Origin of the sequence: Hydrogenophaga flava NBRC 102514 (assembly GCF_001571145.1) — a bacterium.
GTDB lineage: Bacteria > Pseudomonadota > Gammaproteobacteria > Burkholderiales > Burkholderiaceae_C > Hydrogenophaga > Hydrogenophaga flava.
Genome location: NZ_BCTF01000027.1, coordinates 20139 through 34635 on the forward strand (window position 1 = coordinate 20139; position 14497 = coordinate 34635).

A 14497-nucleotide genomic window follows, 5' to 3' on the forward strand; every position below is an offset into this window, starting at 1 on the left:
GGTACTCCTGAAAGGTGGCGGGATCAGGCGATCCAGCCTTGGGCGAGGGCGAAGTGGCCGATGGCGGCGGCCATCAGCAGGCTGAAGACGGTGCGCACGAACCAGATGGCGACCATCTGGCGCAGCGACAGCGGGATGCGCGTGGCCAGCACGCAGGGGATCGAGCCGGAGAAGAACAGCACCGAGCTGACCGAGACCACAGCGGCGACGTAGCGCACCACCGGGTCGGCGCCCTTGAGCTGGATGGCGGGCAGGAACATCTCGGCCAGGCCCGAAGCCAGGGCCTTGGCGGTCAGCATGGGTTCGGCCAGGCCGGCGATCCAGACGAAGGGCACGAGCAGCAGGCCCAGCAGTTCGAACACCGGCGTGTAGCGCGCCAGCAGAAGGCCGATCAGGCCTACGGCCAGGATGGTGGGCACCACGGCGCTGGCCATGGCGATGCCGTCGCGCAGGTTCTCGGCGAGCACGCGCCAGATCGACGGTGCGCTGCGGGCCTGGTGCATGCCGGCGTCCCAGGCGGCCTGCCAGCGGCTGCGGCCGGCGGGCAGGGCGTCGCTCACGCCGCCCGTGTGGTCCATGCGCGAGATCGGCGGGATCCAGGCGGTGATGGCCGTGACGGCGAAGGCGATGACGAAGGTGGACCAGAAGTAGAAGTTCCACGCGTCCATCAGGTTCAGCGTCTTGGCCACGATGATCATGAAGGCGGCCGAGACGGTGGAGAAGCCGGTGGCGATGATGGCCGCCTCGCGCGCCGTGTACTTGCCTTCAAGGTACACGCGGTTGGTGATGAGCAGGCCCACCGAGTAGCTGCCGACGAAGGAGGCCACGGCGTCGATGGCCGAGTGGCCGGGTGTGCGCCAGATGGGGCGCATGACGGGCTGCATCAGCACACCCACCAGTTCCAGCAGGCCGAAGCCGACCAGGAAGGCCAGGGCGACGGCCCCCAGCGGCACGATCAGGCCGACGGTGAGGGCGAGCTTGTCGAACAGGAAGGGCAGCATGTCCTTCTGGAACAGCACGGCGGGGCCGGTGCCGGTGAGGTACATCAGCGCCAGCACCAGGCCCAGCACCTTGAGCGCGCTGAACACGGTGGTGGTGGTGCTGGCGCGCCAGCTGCCTTTGATGAAGGGCGATGCCGCGCCCCAGGCCATGAGCGCCAGCACGAAGGCAATCGCCAGCGGCCGCTGCTGCGTGGCCAGCCAGGTGGCGGCGTGGTCGAACAGGATGGTGGTCTTGCCGGCGATTTCCACCGGCAGGAAGAACATCACCAGCCCCAGGCTGCTGTAGGCCAGCATGCGCAGGGCGGCGGTGGGGTTGGGGGCGTTGGCGGCGGCGACGCTGGGGTTCATGCGGTGTCTCCTGGGAGGATCTGACAGACAGCTTTTGATTCTGTTTGTTTGAAATGTATATACAACTTTATGGGCCAGAATCCGACCTGTCAAGACCATTGATCGCCAGGCGAATAAGGGAAAACCCCATGTCCGACAAGCTGCCCGCCTACGAAACCATCAAGCGCCACGTGCTGGCGCGCATCCACGACGGCACCTGGAAAGAGGGCGATGCGATTCCGGGCGAGGAGGCGCTGGCGCGCGAATTCGGCGTCTCGCGCATGACGGTGAACCGGGCGATCCGCGAGCTGAGCGAGGAGCAGATCGTCGAGCGGGTGCAGGGCTCGGGCACCTATGTGGCGCAGCAGAAGTACCAGGCGACGCTGGTGGAGATCCGCAACATCGCCGAGGAGATCGCGGCGCGCGGCCACCGGCACCGCAGCGAGCTGCACAGGCTGGAGCGGGTGAAGGCGGGCGAGTCACTGGGGCGTGCGTTCGGCGTGTCACCGTCTCACACGCTGTTCCATTCGGTGGTGGTGCACTTCGAGAACGACCAGCCGATCCAGGTGGAGGACCGGCACGTGAACCCGGCCGTGGCGCCGGATTACCTGACGCAGGATTTCACGTCGCAGACGCCCAACGCCTACCTGATGCGGGTGGCGCCGCTGCAGGGGGTGTCGTTCGAGATCGAGGCGATGCATCCACCGCAGGCTGTGGCCGAGATGCTGGCGATGCCTCTTGGTGAGCCGTGTCTGGTGCTGCGGCGGCAGACGCGGTCGATGGGCAAGATCGCTTCCGTCGCGGCGATGTGGCACCCGGCTTCGCGGTACCAGTTCACTGGGAGTTTTTGAGCTTCTTTTTGCCTGCCTTGTTGGGTGGGCTGGGACGTGGGGTGCCCGTTCTTCGGCTCACCTCGCGGGCGTCGGTGCCTGTTCGCCGGCGCTGCTTCGTCAACAACGGGCCTGTGCGCCACCGTGTGGGCAACCGCGAATGGAGCCTGCGCCCGGGCTCCCCACGTCCCAGCCTGCTGACGGATGGGCGCGCGACGAACAGAACAGGCACGGCAACCGGACCCATGACTTCTTCGGCGCACCAAGGTCGTTCTGCATGCGGGTGGTGAGGTCGGCGGGCGCAGGCTCCATTCGCGGTTGCCACAGAGTTGGCGCGCCAGTGACCTGGTTGACGAAGGCATGCAGGCGGGCAGGGCGCGTGGCCCGCGAGCGTGAGCCGGAGAACGCCGGCCTCACCACCCGCATGACGCGAGGTGCATCAGAGAAACGCGGGCGCGCCAAACAACGTCACATCGCCCGAAAGCGCCCCGCATAGAGACGACTCACCGGCACCCGCTCCTTCAACCCCGCCACCTCCAGACACAGCTTGCCCGCCTCGTCCCGATGCACCGTGCGCACCGCGGTCGCCCGCACCACCGTGCCGCGGTGCACCTGCCAGAACACGCTGCCGTCCAGCTGCGGCAACAGGTCCTTCAGCGGCGTGCGGATCAGCAGCTCGGCCTCGCCTGTCAGCACCCGCATGTACTTGTCCGCCGCCTCGAACACCAGCACCTCGTCCACCGGCACCAGCCGGATCGTGGTGCCCACGCCGGCCTGGATCACTTTCAGCGCAGGCGCCGCCGGGGCCGCGAGCAGGGCGCGCAGGCGCTCGAAGGTCGCGTCGTCCGTGTTGCCCACCGGCGCCGGTGACGCCTGCCCGTCCATCCGTTGCTGCAGCCGCTGCTGCACCCGCTGCACCGTGCGCGCCAGCCGCTCGGGCACCACCGGCTTGAGCAGGTAGTCCACCGCCTGCGCCTCGAAGGCCTGCACCGCGTACTGGTCGTAGGCCGTGACGAACACCAGCGCGGGAAAGGGGTGGTCGTCCGGCCACTCCTCGGCCAGCTCGGCGGCCGCTTCCAGACCGGTCATGCCGGGCATGCGGATGTCCAGGAACAGCACCTGCGGCCGCAGCGCCAGCGCCTGCCGCACCGCGCTCGCGCCGTCGCCCACCTGCGCCGCGATGCGCAGTTCGGGCCAGGCGCGCGCCAGCTCGGCCTGCAGTGCGGCGGCCAGCAGGGGCTCGTCTTCGGCGATCAGGGCGGTGGGTGTCATGGGTGGCTTTGAAAAGGCAGCGTGAGCCGCACCGTGGTGCCCTGGCCTTGCTGGCTGCTGACCTGCACGGTACCGGCGCCGCCGGGCAGGCTGGCCATGCGCTCGCGCACCTGAGACAGGCCGAAGCCGCCGTCGGTGCCCGGGCGCTGCGCGTCGGGCGCCATGCCTACGCCGGTGTCGGTGATGTCGATGCGCAGCGTCTGGCCTTCGCGGCGCGCGGTCACGTCGATGCGGCCACCTTCGACGCGCGGCTCCAGCCCGTGGCGGATGGCGTTTTCCACCAGCGGCTGCAGCAGCAGCGGCGGCACCGGGTGCGCCTTCAGTTCGGCCGGCAAATCAAAGCCAAACGCCAGCCGCGGCCCCATGCGCACCGCCATCAGTTCGAGGTAGTCGCCCAGCCGCGCGCACTCGTCGGCCAGCGTGTGGGTGCCGGCGGTGGCGTCGGCGCGCGAGCCGCGCAAGGTGGCGCGCAGGTAGTCGTTGAGCCGGTCCAGCATGGCCACGGCGCGCGGAGGGTCGGTCTGGATCAGCACCCTCAGGTTGGCTAGGGTGTTGAACAGCATGTGCGGTTCGAGCTGGGTTTCCAGCAGCTTCAGCCGCGCCTCGGTGGCCTGGCGCTGCAGTTCTTCGGACTTGCCGCGCAGGGAAAAATAGACCACGAAGCCCGCGCTCATGGCCAGGGTGGACAGCCAGAAGGTCCAGAAGCGCTGCGGCGACAGCGCCAGCAGCTCCCAGGTGGAGTGCCCCGAGTAGGCGTCACCCACGGCGGTGCCGGCGGCGTAACCCCCGATCACCGACAGCAGCATGTGCAGCCCGGTGCGCCATGACGGCGTCCAGTAGTGCGGGCCGGTGGCGCCGAACCAGCGCCGCATCAGCACGCGCAGCGGGTCGGCCAGCAGCCAGATGGCGGTGCTGATGGCGTAGCTGTAGACCAGCGAGCGGTCCAGCGGGTGTTCGCCCGGGCGGGTGGCCCACTGGAACAGGGCGATCACCAGCGCCATGCCCCAGACCACCACCACGCGCCGCGCAACGCCGGCCCGGCTGTCGGCGGGCAGCCATCGCAGCAGGGTGTCGCGGAGGGTCATGGTTGCAGGTGCTGGCGGTGAAAGGCGACGATTTTTGCATGCGCGGCCTCGCGCAGCCGACCGTCGAAGCCGGGCACGGGCGCACCGCCGCGCACTTGCAGCGCCGCGACCTCGCGCGCGATCGATTCCGGCCAGGGCCGGAGCACGTCGAAGTGCCCCGCGCCGGGCAGGTCGGCCAGGCGGGTGCAGGCCTTGCAGTGGGCGAGCAGGTGGTCGGAGTGGAACCGAGGCACCAGCACCTCGTCGCGCTGCGCGCTCACCACACCCACCGGCACGCGGATGCGCGCCAGACTCTCGGCGCTGAAGATGGTGGCCAGCGGCACGGCGAGCGTGATGGAGGCGATGCGCGGGTCGGGGCGTACCTCGGCGCTCTCTTTCGATGGGGTGCGACCGCCGTGCACGGTCTTGACTTCGGCAGGAAGGAAGAACTCGGGCACGTACCTGGCGCGGTCGTACTGGGCTTGGCGTTCTGCTCGGGCGGCACCGTCCTTGGCACCCTGGAAGCAGAACGACTCGTCGGTCTTCGATTGGGCCTGGCAGTGGCGCACCAAGTTGAGCATGCGCCACTGGCCGCCGGCCAGCGAGATGCCGGTCACGCCACCGGCCGACATGCCGTGCACGCCGACTTTGGAGAAATCGATCCGGGCGGACCACTTCGGGTCCCTGGCGAGCGCGTCGATCACCTCGATGACCTCCTGCGGACGGCGCCGGAACGACTCGGGTCCGGCCTGGCGCGTGTCCTGCCAGTTGTCGCCCTCGTGCTGCGGCTGGGCCACCACGAAGCCGGCGCGCGCCAGGGCGGCGGCGAGTGCGTGGTCGGCGATGGCGCTGCCGCCGGTGCCGTGCGAGATCACGATCAGGCGCTGGCGGCCCTCCAGTGGCGCGGCGTTGATCGCCACGTCGATGGTGAAGGGGCCGAAGGACTGGAGCCGTGACTCGGCCTGCGTCGGGTAAATCAGTGTGACCTGGCGAGCCTGCACATGCCAGGCGCTCATGCCGACCTGGGCCTGGGCGGCCAGGGCGGCCAGCCCGCCGAGGGCGGCGGCCAGTGCGCGGCGAAGGATGGCGGCGTTCATGGCCTGCCTCAGGCGCCGCGGCGGGCGACAAGGCGCTGGCGCTCGGCGTCCACCAGGCGTTCGCGCAGGGCAGAACCTTTGCCGGCCACGAAGACCCGCAGGCCGTGGATTGCCAGGCCCAGGCCCCAGCCGAAGGCCGCCGCTACGGGCGGGTGGCGGCCCTGCCAGAGGGCCATCGCGGTCAGGCCGCCCATGACCAGCAGGTAGACCGTGGCGTGGGTCAGCCAGCCCAGGCGGACACCGACGCGGCGGCGGGCCAGGCGGTCGATGTCGGACGCGTTGTTGAAGTCGGTGTTCGGTGTGGTGTTCATGAAAGACTCCTGTGGGTTGAAAGAGGGTGCAGATGGAAGTGGGCTCAGGCATTCACCGCGCGGTCCTGGCGGCCGGCCATGAGCCAGAGCGCCACGGGCCGTGCCGAGAACAGGCCGGTGAGGGCGCCGTAACCGGCGGCCATCGAGAGGGCAAAGAGCGGGTCCAGGCGCAGGCCGGGTTGGATGGCCAGCTCGACGCCGACGCCGTACTTGAGCAGGAAGATGGCGGCGATGGTCAGCAGGGGCAGGGCGCTGCCAGGCAGGGTGAACAGGCCGGTGGCCGGGTCGTGCGAGGTGTCTGGCGGCAGGGCGCGCGGGCCGCGCCAGGCCAGCACCAGAGCGCCCGCGGCCAGCCACACCAGCAGGCCCGGGGCCAGCCAGGGGCCGGCGGCCAGGTCGCTGCCCAGGCTGATCAGCGAGAACGCGGTCAGGCCGATCGCCGGTCCGGCCGCGCGGCGCAGGCCGACTTGGCGTGTGCGCAGCTGGATCGCGCCAAGCAACAACAGGCCGGCCAGCAGGCCCCAGACCCAGGTCGGGGTGCGTCGCAGGATCTCGACGCCGGCTTCGGGGTGGTTCATCAGCAACTGGATCAGCATGGGGTTCTCCGTCGGGTGGCAATGGGATGCACTGTGCCGGCCGCCCGTGTGCCCCGCCACCGCGCTGGGACGGAACATCTGGAAACCTTCGCGAAGTGCCGCCGACGCGGAGTGAAATGCAGGCTTCCTACAATCGGTCGAACGCCCTCCGCCCGGTGTGGCCGCCTTCGAGGACTCCGACTTCATGACGCTTCCCGTGCTTCCCCGGCGCCGCCTGGCCGCCGCTTCGCTGACCCTGCTGGCCCTGGCCGGCTGCAACGCCCTGCCCACCGGCCCGCGCCAAGTGAACATCAGCGAGGCCCAGCTGCTCGAACGCATCGCCACGCGCTTCCCGGTCAAGCAGCGCTACCTGGGCCTGCTGGAGACCACGCTGGACCAGCCCCGGCTGCGCCTGCGGCCCGAGGAGAACCGGGTCGGCACCCTGGTGAACTACCTGATCGCGCTGCCCCTGCCCGGGCAGTCGGACATCAAGGGCCAGCTGGAGCTGAGCTACGGCCTGCGCTTCGAGCCCTCGGACACCACGCTGCGGCTGACGCAGGCGCGGGTGGAGCGGCTGGACGTGGACGGTATGAATGCCGCCCAGGCGGCGCAGGTGAAGAAGGTCGGTGGCCTGCTGGCCGAGGACCTGCTGAACGAGGCCGTGGTGCACCGCTTCAAGAAGGAAGACCTGGAGTCGCTGGCCGGCCGCGGCTACCGGCCCGGCGCGCTGCGCGTCGTGCCCGGCGGGCTGCAGCTCACCCTCGAACCCTTGCCACGCTGAGGACCGCACCATGGACCTCATGCTGCTGATCAAGGCCGCCATCATGGGCGTGGTGGAAGGGCTGACCGAGTTCCTTCCGATTTCTTCGACCGGCCATCTGATCCTGGCCGGCACGCTGCTGGACTTCCACGACGAGCGCGCCAAGGTGTTCGAGATCGCGATCCAGACCGGCGCCATCTTCGCGGTGATCATCGTGTTCTGGCAGCGCATCCGCGCCACCATCGTCGGCCTGCCGTCCGAGCGGGTGGCGCAGCGCTTTGCGCTCAATGTGGTGATCGGCTGTGTGCCCGCCGTGGTGCTGGGCCTGCTGCTGGGCAAGGCCATCAAGGCGCACCTGTTCACGCCCACGGTGGTGGCGCTGGCCTTCATCGTTGGTGCCTTCGTGATCCTCTGGGCCGAGCGGCGGCCGCCCTCGGCCGCGCGCGTGCAGTCGCTGGACGAGTTGACGCCGCTGGACGCGCTCAAGGTGGGGCTGGCGCAGTGTTTCGGCCTGATCCCGGGCACCAGCCGTTCGGGTTCGACCATCATCGGCGGCATGCTGTTCGGCCTCTCGCGCAAGGTGGCGACCGACTTCAGCTTCTTCCTGGGCATCCCGATCCTGATCGGTGCCGGCGCCTACAGCCTCTACAAAGAGCGTGCGCTGCTGTCGATGGCCGACATCCCCATGTTTGCGGTCGGTCTGCTGTTCGCCTTCCTCAGCGCCTGGGTCTGCATCCGCTGGCTGCTGCGCTACGTGGCCAGCCACAGCTTTGTGCCGTTCGCCTGGTACCGCATCGCTTTCGGTGTACTGATCCTGCTGACCGCGCACTTCGGCTGGGTCGACTGGTCGGCCTGATCAGCCCTGGGGCAGGGTGAACGAAAAGGTCGCGCCCTGGCCGGGCCGGCTGTCGGCGCGCAGCACGCCGCCGTGGCGCTGCACGATGCGACGCGCTGTGGCCAGGCCAATGCCCAGGCCGGCGAACTCGTGCGGCTGGTGCAGGCGCTGGAAGGGCTGGAACAGCTTGCTGGCGCGCGCCATGTCGAAGCCCGCACCGTTGTCGGCCACGCAGTACTCTCGCACGCCGTCGACCACGCGGGAGAACACGCGGATGCGGGCCTTTGGCACGGCGGCGGTGTACTTCCAGGCGTTGTTCAGCAGGTTCTGCATCAGCGCCTCGATCAGCGCCGGATCGGCCTGCACGAGCAGGTCGGGTTCGATCTCCCATTCGACCGCGCGCTGCGGCTCGGCCACCGACAGCTCCTCGAAGATGCGGGTGGCGACGGCGCTCAGGTTCACGTTCTGGCGCTGTACCTCGCCGCGGGCGTATTGCGACAGCTTGAGCAGGCCGTCGATCAGCTCGCCCATCTTCTTGCTGGCGCCCATGATGCGGCCCAGGTGTTCCTCGCTGGCTGTGTCCAGGGTCGGGTTGTCTTCCCGCAGGGCCTGTGCGAAGCCGTTGATGATGCGCAGCGGTGAGCGCAGGTCGTGCGCCACCGCGTACGAGTAGCTTTCCAGCTCGTCGTAGGCGTCCCGCAGCGCGCGCGTGCGGTCGCGGATGCGCTGCTCCAGCGTGGCGTTGAGCTGCTGGAACTCCAGTTCAATGCGTTTGCGCTCGGTGATGTCCTGCGTCACGCCCAGCGCCCGGAGGGCTCGGCCGTGCGCGTCGCGCTCGAACTCCGCCTTCACCGAATGCCAGAACTCACGCCCGTCCAGAATGACCCGGTACTCGATCTCGTAGGCCGCCTCTCCCTTGACAGCCTGCGGCCACAGTGCCATCACCCGCGGGCGGTCGTCCGGGTGAATCAGCTTCAGCATGTCGGTGATCGCGTATTCGTTGGACGGAATCGAGAGGAACGATTCGCTCTTCGTGAGGCCGGTGATCCGGCCGATCTTCAGGTCGGCCTGCCAGGCAGCGATGTACGCCAGCTTCTGGGCCTGGTTCATGAGCTTCTGGCTGGTGCGCAGGGCTTCTTCCGCGGCCTTCTGGGCGCTGAGGTCCTGCACCACCGAAATGAGGTAGTCGGGCTCGCCGGTGGGCTTGCGCACCAGCGCCACCGTCAGCTGGACCCACACGATGTGGCCGTCCTTGTGGCGGTAGCGCTTTTCCAGCGTGTAGCTGGAACGCGCGCCGGCCAGCAGCTCGTCGAGCATGCGCAGGTCCGGGCCGATGTCTTCGGGGATGGTGATGTCCTGAAAGCTCAGATGGACCAGTTCGTCCTTGCTGTAGCCGACCATGCGGCAGAAGGTCTGGTTGGCACGCAGCAGCCGGCCTGTGGTGTCGACGTGTGTGATACCAGAAGCCGCGTGTTCGAAGGTGTCCAGGAAGTGCTGCTGCGCCAGCCGGATCTGCCGGTCAGCTGCACGCAGCTGCCGGTTGCGCGACTGCATCAGCGAAATCGCACCGACCACCACCAGCTGGGTGAGCAGGTGCCAGGTGTTGAGCCAGAAGGCTTCCTCCAAGTTCTCGAACGCGAAGGACCCGTAGGGCGGCACCATGAAGAAGTTGACCAGCAGCATGCCCAGCAAGACGCTGAGCAATCCGGGGCCGAGGCCGCCATACAGGGCCGAAAGCGCCACCGCGAGTGCAGGGGTGATGAAGCGCCCGCCGGAGTCGGCCGGCGCCAGCGCCATGCGCGCCCATACCGCCAGCAGCGTCAGCACAATGGCGATTCCATAGCGCAGCCAGGCCGGGTGGTCGGCCCAGTCGGGATTGGCACGGCCGGCGTTGGCCGTGTGTTGGGTGGACACAGCGCTCATGGTGCTGGCAGCATCCTACCCCCGGCGCCCGCGTTCAAGCGCCGGAATTGGCCGGATTTTTCAGAGCTTGCAGGCAGGCGTCGATGGCCGCTGCGGTCTCGTGCGGGCGCTCCATGGGGAACAGGTGGCTGCCCGGCAGCATGCGCAGGCGCTCGGGATGGGGCCCCACGAGCTTGCGCGTCATGACCATGCCGACCTGCTTCATCTCCTGCGATTCGTGGCCACCGAGGAAACCCACGGGGCACTGCAGCGGATGGCGCCGCAGCAGGCGGTCGAGGTTGTGGGGCAGGGTGTTGTAGATCGCAGTCTCGATGTCGCGGTTGAAGGCCAGCACGCGGCGCGGCCCCTGTGGTGTGGTGGCGTCCAGCGTGCCGTGTTCAATGTAGTCGCGCAGCACCTGGGGTTCCCAGGCGGCGAAGGCCTTCTTGCGGGCAAAGTGGTCGAAAGCGGCCTGCGCGTCGGGCCAGCTGTGGCGGCGGATGCGGCTGATCTTGCCGGGCGAGATCGATCCCACCAGCTGCGTGCGCTTAGCCAGTTCCAGCGCCCGCGCCCGCCAGCCGCCCAGCACCGGCGAGTCGATCAGCAGCACGCCCTGCACGCCGTGGCCGCCCAGTTGCGGGTGGCGCGCGGCGCACATGAGGCTCAGGAAGCCGCCCAGCGAGTGCCCGACCAGCCAGGCCGGCTTGCCATGCTTCTCGATTTCAGGGCCGGCGAAGTCGGCCAGCTGCTGCACCAGGTGCGGCCAGTTGCTGGTGACCGGGTACTTCGGGTCGTGACCGAACTTCTCCACCGCGCGCACCGCGTGGCCGCGCGCCCGCAGCGACTTGAACAGCACCGCGTAGGTGCTGGCCGGGAAGCTGTTGGCGTGGGAGAAGACGATCAGGGACATCAGATCAGCTTCTCTTTCGAGTTCGTGATCTTCTTGAGCGGCTGGCTGCGCGTGCTGCAACCCATCAGCGGCACATTCGTCGGCGCCCCGTCCCAGGCCGGATGCTCGATGGCGTCGAACACCTCGCGCAGCTTCTGGCCCCAGGTGTTGCGCACCATGCGGAAGTAGGGGTTGTTCTCGTCGATGCAGGTGATCCGGTCGGTCTTGAGCGTGTCGACCTCGTAGACCACCAGATCGAGTGGCAGTCCCACCGACAGGTTGGACTTGAGCGTGCTGTCCATCGACACCAGCGCGCACTTGGCCGCCTCGTCCAGCGGGGTGTCGGGTGTGATCACGCGGTCCAGCACGGGTTTGCCGTACTTGGATTCGCCGATCTGGAAGAACGGCGTCTCGGGCGTGGCCTCGATGAAGTTGCCGGCCGAATAGACCTGGAACAGTCGCATGCCCTCGTTGCCGATCTGGCCGCCAAAAATCATGGAGACGTTGAACTCGACGCCCGCGCGCTTGAGCGCCTCGCCATCGCGTTCGAACACATGCCGCACAGCCGAGCCGAGCACGCGCGCGGCGTCGAACATGCTCTTGGCGTTCCAGATGGTGATCGGATCGCCGCCCTCGTGGTCGGCCAGCTGCTCGACCTGCAGGATCTCGCGCACCGACTGCGAGATGCTCAGGTTGCCGGCCGAGAGCAGGCACATGAAGCGGTCGCCCGGCTTCTCGTAGACGATCATCTTGCGGAAGGTGCTGATCTGGTCCAGGCCCGCGTTGGTGCGGGAGTCGGAGAGGAACACCAGTCCGGCCTTGAGTTTGACGGCGACGCAGTAGGTCATGGTTTCGTGGCGAGTTTTTTGAGGGCGTAGAGCTGGTCCAGCGCTTCGCGCGGGCTCAGCACATCGGGGTCGATGGCGGCCAGCGCGGCCAGCACCGGGGGCGTTTCGGGTTCGGGCGGGGCCGGCGGTGGTGCAAACAGGTCCACCTGCACGCGGCTGCTTTCGCTGTGCGCTTCCAGCGCGGCCAGCGCGTGTTTCGCGTGCTGCACCACCGCACCGGGCACGCCGGCCAGGCGCGCGACCTGGATGCCGTAGCTGCGGCTGGCCGGGCCGGGCTCGATCTGGTGCAGGAAGACGATGCCGCTCTTGCCGCCACCTTCGACGGCGCTGACGTGCACGTTGACCGCGCCATGGTGGGTGGCGGGGAATTCGGTGAGCTCGAAGTAGTGGGTGGCGAAGAGGGTGAAGCAGCGCGCCTTGTCGTGCAGGTGGGCGGCGATGCCGCCGGCCAGTGCCAGGCCGTCGAAGGTGGAGGTGCCGCGGCCGATCTCGTCCATCAGCACCAGACTTTGTGGTGACGCGGCGTGCAGGATCTGAGCGGCCTCGGTCATCTCGACCATGAAGGTGGACTGCGCGTTGGCCAGGTCGTCCGCCGCACCGATGCGGGTGTGGATGGCGTCGATGGGCCCCAGGCGGCAGCTGGTGGCGGGCACGTAGCTGCCCATGCTGGCCAGCAGCACGATGACGGCCACTTGGCGCATGTAGGTGCTCTTGCCGCCCATGTTGGGGCCGGTGATGACCTGCATGCGCTGCTTGCCGCCGAGCACGGTGTCGTTGGCGATGAAGCTGCCGCCGGTGGTCTCCTGCAGGCGCGCTTCGACGACCGGATGGCGGCCACCGCGGATTTCGATGCAGGGCTCTGGGGTGAAGGTCGGCTCGGTCCAGTTCAGCGTCAGCGAACGCTCGGCCAGGGCGCACAGCGCGTCCAGCGCCGCCATGGCGCGGGCCAGGCGGGTGAGCGGGTCGATGAAGGTCTGCAGTGCGTCCAGCAGGTGGTCGTACAGCCACTTCTCGCGCGCCAGTGCCCGTTCCTGGGCCGACAGAGCCTTGTCCTCGAAGGCCTTGAGTTCGGGGGTGATGAAGCGCTCGGCGTTCTTGAGGGTCTGGCGGCGCCGGTAGTCGTCGGGCACCTTGTCCAGCTGGCCCTGCGTGACCTCGATGTAGAAGCCGTGCACCTTGTTGAACTGCACGCGCAGGTTGGCGATGCCGGTGCGCGCGCGTTCGCGGGTTTCCAGGTCGATCAGGAAACCGTCGCAGTTGGTCTGGATGGCGCGCAACTCGTCCAGCTCGGCGTCGAAGCCGTCGGCGATCACGCCGCCGTCGCGCACCAGCGCGGCCGGTTCGGGTGCGATGGCCTGTGCCAGCAGCTCGGCGCAGCCGGCGGGCGGGGTCAGGTCGGCGGCGATGCGCGCCAGCAGGGCGGGCGGTGTGGCGCCCAGGCCGGCAGCCAGCCCGCGAGACAACTGCTGCGAGCGGGCCAGCGTGGCCGTCAGCCCCACCAGCTCGCGCGGGCGCACCTGGCGCAGGGCGGTGCGGGCGGTGATGCGTTCGACGTCGCTCGATCTCTTGAGCTCAGCTCGCAGGCTTTGCCACAGCCCGCCGCGCAGCAGGCCGATGGCGGCCAGCCGCTCACGCGCCTGCGTGCGCTCGCGGCGCGGCTCCAGCAGCCAGCTGCGCAGCGCCCGGCTGCCCATGCCGGTGTGGCAGGTGTCCAGCAGCGAAAACAGCGTCGGGCTGGTCTCGCCGCGCAGCGTGTGCGTGAGTTCGAGGTTGCGCCGCGTGTTGACCGGCAGGTCGATCAGCTCCCCGCTGCGCGCCACCTGCAGGCTCTTGATGTGGGTGAGCGCGCGGCCCTGGGTGTGCTCGGCGTAGGCCAGCAGCGCGGCGGCGGCGGCGTGCGCGTCCTTGAGCTCCTGGGCGTCCCAGGCGCCCAGGCTGGCGGCCTGCAGCTGTTCCAGCAGCTTGCGCTCACCCAGCCCGGCATCGAAGGCCCAGGCCGGCCGCACCACGGCCACGCAGCGGGCGCCGCTGGGCAGGGGCTGGGCGCTGATCTGTTGCAGCGACTTCTCGAATGTGGGCGTGACCTCGGCGCTGTAGAGCACCTCGCCGGGGCCCACGCGGGCGATCCAGTCGGCCAGTTCGTCGCTGGCGCACTGGGCCAGGAACACGATGCCCTGTGTGACCGACAGCCAGGCCAGGCCCAGGCCGGTGCGGGCGCCGGGGTGCACCGCCATCACCAGGGCCTCGGTCTTGTCGGACAGCAGCTCGGTGTCGGTCAGGGTGCCGGGCGTGACCACCCGCACCACCTTGCGCTCGACCGGCCCCTTGGCGGTGGCCACGTCGCCCACCTGTTCGGCGATGGCGACCGACTCGCCCAGCTTGATCAGCCGTGCCAGATAGCTCTCAACAGAGTGGAAGGGCACACCCGCCATGACGACCGGTTCGCCGGCCGACTGGCCGCGCTGCGTGAGGGTGATGTCCAGCAGCCGCGCGGCCTTTTCCGCGTCGGCGTAGAACATCTCGTAGAAGTCGCCCATGCGGTAGAACAGCAGCGTGTCGGGGTGCCCGGCCTTGAGGGCCAGGTACTGCTGCATCATGGGGGTGTGGGCGTCCAGCGGGGCGGTCAAGGCAAGTCCGGGAAACAGTGCACAAAAGCGACTTACTTTAGCAGTTCGGGGTCTTCCCCCGGTGCGACCCTGTGACCCACAATGGACCATTCCTCGTCTGCCAAGCCCTGTCTTTTTGAACATGCCGACCCCCAGTGCGTACCCGTCCGGAACCGGTTT

At 68.9% G+C, this 14497-nt stretch carries 13 protein-coding genes; 3 read left to right on the top strand and 10 right to left on the bottom strand.

Annotated features, from left to right (window positions below; genetic code table 11):
• Positions 1 to 23: 23 nt before the first annotated feature.
• Entirely contained in the window at positions 24 to 1349 is a 1326-nt protein-coding gene (locus HFL01S_RS20390; RefSeq protein WP_066262029.1) for a YjiH family protein, read from the bottom strand.
• A gap of 128 nt (positions 1350 to 1477) precedes the next feature.
• Here HFL01S_RS20390 and hutC point away from each other — a divergent pair, with 128 nt between their 5' ends.
• Positions 1478 to 2179 carry a histidine utilization transcriptional repressor HutC gene (hutC, locus tag HFL01S_RS20395; protein ID WP_066262031.1) on the top strand — a complete coding sequence of 234 codons (702 nt, stop codon included), beginning with the start codon at positions 1478 to 1480 and terminating at the stop codon, positions 2177 to 2179.
• Between the two features lie 447 nt (positions 2180 to 2626).
• Here the strand turns inward: hutC and HFL01S_RS20400 are convergent, their stop codons facing one another.
• From HFL01S_RS20400 to HFL01S_RS20420, 5 genes are read right to left on the bottom strand one after another with little or no spacing between them, the layout of a single operon-like run.
• Positions 2627 to 3430, bottom strand: coding sequence for a LytR/AlgR family response regulator transcription factor (locus HFL01S_RS20400; protein ID WP_066262032.1), 804 nt, complete (start codon positions 3428 to 3430; stop codon positions 2627 to 2629).
• On the bottom strand, positions 3427 to 4515 hold the full coding sequence (locus HFL01S_RS20405; RefSeq protein ID WP_066262033.1) for a sensor histidine kinase: 1089 nt from the start codon (positions 4513 to 4515) through the stop codon (positions 3427 to 3429). The genes HFL01S_RS20400 and HFL01S_RS20405 overlap by 4 nt, the downstream gene beginning before the upstream one ends.
• Positions 4512 to 5591, bottom strand: coding sequence for an alpha/beta hydrolase family protein (locus tag HFL01S_RS20410; protein ID WP_066262036.1), 1080 nt, complete (start codon positions 5589 to 5591; stop codon positions 4512 to 4514). Before HFL01S_RS20410 ends, HFL01S_RS20405 begins: the two co-directional genes overlap by 4 nt.
• An 8-nt stretch (positions 5592 to 5599) precedes the next feature.
• On the bottom strand, positions 5600 to 5902 hold the full coding sequence (locus HFL01S_RS20415; protein ID WP_066262039.1) for a 2TM domain-containing protein: 303 nt from the start codon (positions 5900 to 5902) through the stop codon (positions 5600 to 5602).
• Between the two features lie 44 nt (positions 5903 to 5946).
• Positions 5947 to 6498, bottom strand: a complete 552-nt coding sequence (locus HFL01S_RS20420; RefSeq protein ID WP_066262041.1) for a DUF6622 family protein — start codon at positions 6496 to 6498, stop codon at positions 5947 to 5949.
• Between the two features lie 184 nt (positions 6499 to 6682).
• Between HFL01S_RS20420 and HFL01S_RS20425 the strand changes: the two genes are divergently transcribed.
• Positions 6683 to 7258, top strand: coding sequence for a DUF1439 domain-containing protein (locus HFL01S_RS20425; protein WP_127805435.1), 576 nt, complete (start codon positions 6683 to 6685; stop codon positions 7256 to 7258).
• 10 nt (positions 7259 to 7268) lie between these two features.
• A complete protein-coding gene (locus HFL01S_RS20430) occupies positions 7269 to 8093 on the top strand; it encodes an undecaprenyl-diphosphate phosphatase (RefSeq protein ID WP_066262051.1) in 825 nt (274 codons plus the stop codon).
• On the opposite strand, the gene HFL01S_RS20435 is transcribed toward HFL01S_RS20430, so the two are convergent.
• Genes HFL01S_RS20435 through mutS form a run of 4 tightly spaced genes read right to left on the bottom strand, consistent with a single transcriptional unit; the run spans position 8094 to position 14308 of the window.
• Complete coding sequence (locus HFL01S_RS20435) at positions 8094 to 9995, bottom strand: sensor histidine kinase (protein WP_066262053.1); 1902 nt, start codon at positions 9993 to 9995, stop codon at positions 8094 to 8096.
• Positions 9996 to 10029: 34 nt separating this feature from the next.
• Positions 10030 to 10884 (bottom strand): alpha/beta fold hydrolase, encoded by an 855-nt coding sequence (locus HFL01S_RS20440; protein WP_066262055.1) that lies wholly within the window; start codon positions 10882 to 10884, stop codon positions 10030 to 10032.
• A complete protein-coding gene (locus HFL01S_RS20445; RefSeq protein ID WP_066262058.1) occupies positions 10884 to 11711 on the bottom strand; it encodes a proteasome-type protease in 828 nt (275 codons plus the stop codon). The genes HFL01S_RS20440 and HFL01S_RS20445 overlap by 1 nt, the downstream gene beginning before the upstream one ends.
• Positions 11708 to 14308: a DNA mismatch repair protein MutS gene (mutS, locus tag HFL01S_RS20450; RefSeq protein WP_066262110.1), complete on the bottom strand. Its 2601-nt coding sequence runs from the start codon at positions 14306 to 14308 to the stop codon at positions 11708 to 11710. Before mutS ends, HFL01S_RS20445 begins: the two co-directional genes overlap by 4 nt.
• Positions 14309 to 14497: the final 189 nt, after the last annotated feature.

What these genes read in the sequence shown, in the direction of transcription:
- HFL01S_RS20420 (WP_066262041.1), bottom strand. Translation starts at nt 6,498, where the DNA reads ATGCTGATCCAGTTGCTGATGAACCACCCCGAAGCCGGCGTCGAGATC.
- mutS (WP_066262110.1), bottom strand. Translation starts at nt 14,308, where the DNA reads ATGATGCAGCAGTACCTGGCCCTCAAGGCCGGGCACCCCGACACGCTG.
- HFL01S_RS20390 (WP_066262029.1), bottom strand. Translation starts at nt 1,349, where the DNA reads ATGAACCCCAGCGTCGCCGCCGCCAACGCCCCCAACCCCACCGCCGCC.
- HFL01S_RS20440 (WP_066262055.1), bottom strand. Translation starts at nt 10,884, where the DNA reads ATGTCCCTGATCGTCTTCTCCCACGCCAACAGCTTCCCGGCCAGCACC.
- HFL01S_RS20410 (WP_066262036.1), bottom strand. Translation starts at nt 5,591, where the DNA reads ATGAACGCCGCCATCCTTCGCCGCGCACTGGCCGCCGCCCTCGGCGGG.
- HFL01S_RS20405 (WP_066262033.1), bottom strand. Translation starts at nt 4,515, where the DNA reads ATGACCCTCCGCGACACCCTGCTGCGATGGCTGCCCGCCGACAGCCGG.
- HFL01S_RS20400 (WP_066262032.1), bottom strand. Translation starts at nt 3,430, where the DNA reads ATGACACCCACCGCCCTGATCGCCGAAGACGAGCCCCTGCTGGCCGCC.
- HFL01S_RS20435 (WP_066262053.1), bottom strand. Translation starts at nt 9,995, where the DNA reads ATGAGCGCTGTGTCCACCCAACACACGGCCAACGCCGGCCGTGCCAAT.
- HFL01S_RS20430 (WP_066262051.1), top strand. Translation starts at nt 7,269, where the DNA reads ATGGACCTCATGCTGCTGATCAAGGCCGCCATCATGGGCGTGGTGGAA.
- hutC (WP_066262031.1), top strand. Translation starts at nt 1,478, where the DNA reads ATGTCCGACAAGCTGCCCGCCTACGAAACCATCAAGCGCCACGTGCTG.
- HFL01S_RS20425 (WP_127805435.1), top strand. Translation starts at nt 6,683, where the DNA reads ATGACGCTTCCCGTGCTTCCCCGGCGCCGCCTGGCCGCCGCTTCGCTG.
- HFL01S_RS20445 (WP_066262058.1), bottom strand. Translation starts at nt 11,711, where the DNA reads ATGACCTACTGCGTCGCCGTCAAACTCAAGGCCGGACTGGTGTTCCTC.
- HFL01S_RS20415 (WP_066262039.1), bottom strand. Translation starts at nt 5,902, where the DNA reads ATGAACACCACACCGAACACCGACTTCAACAACGCGTCCGACATCGAC.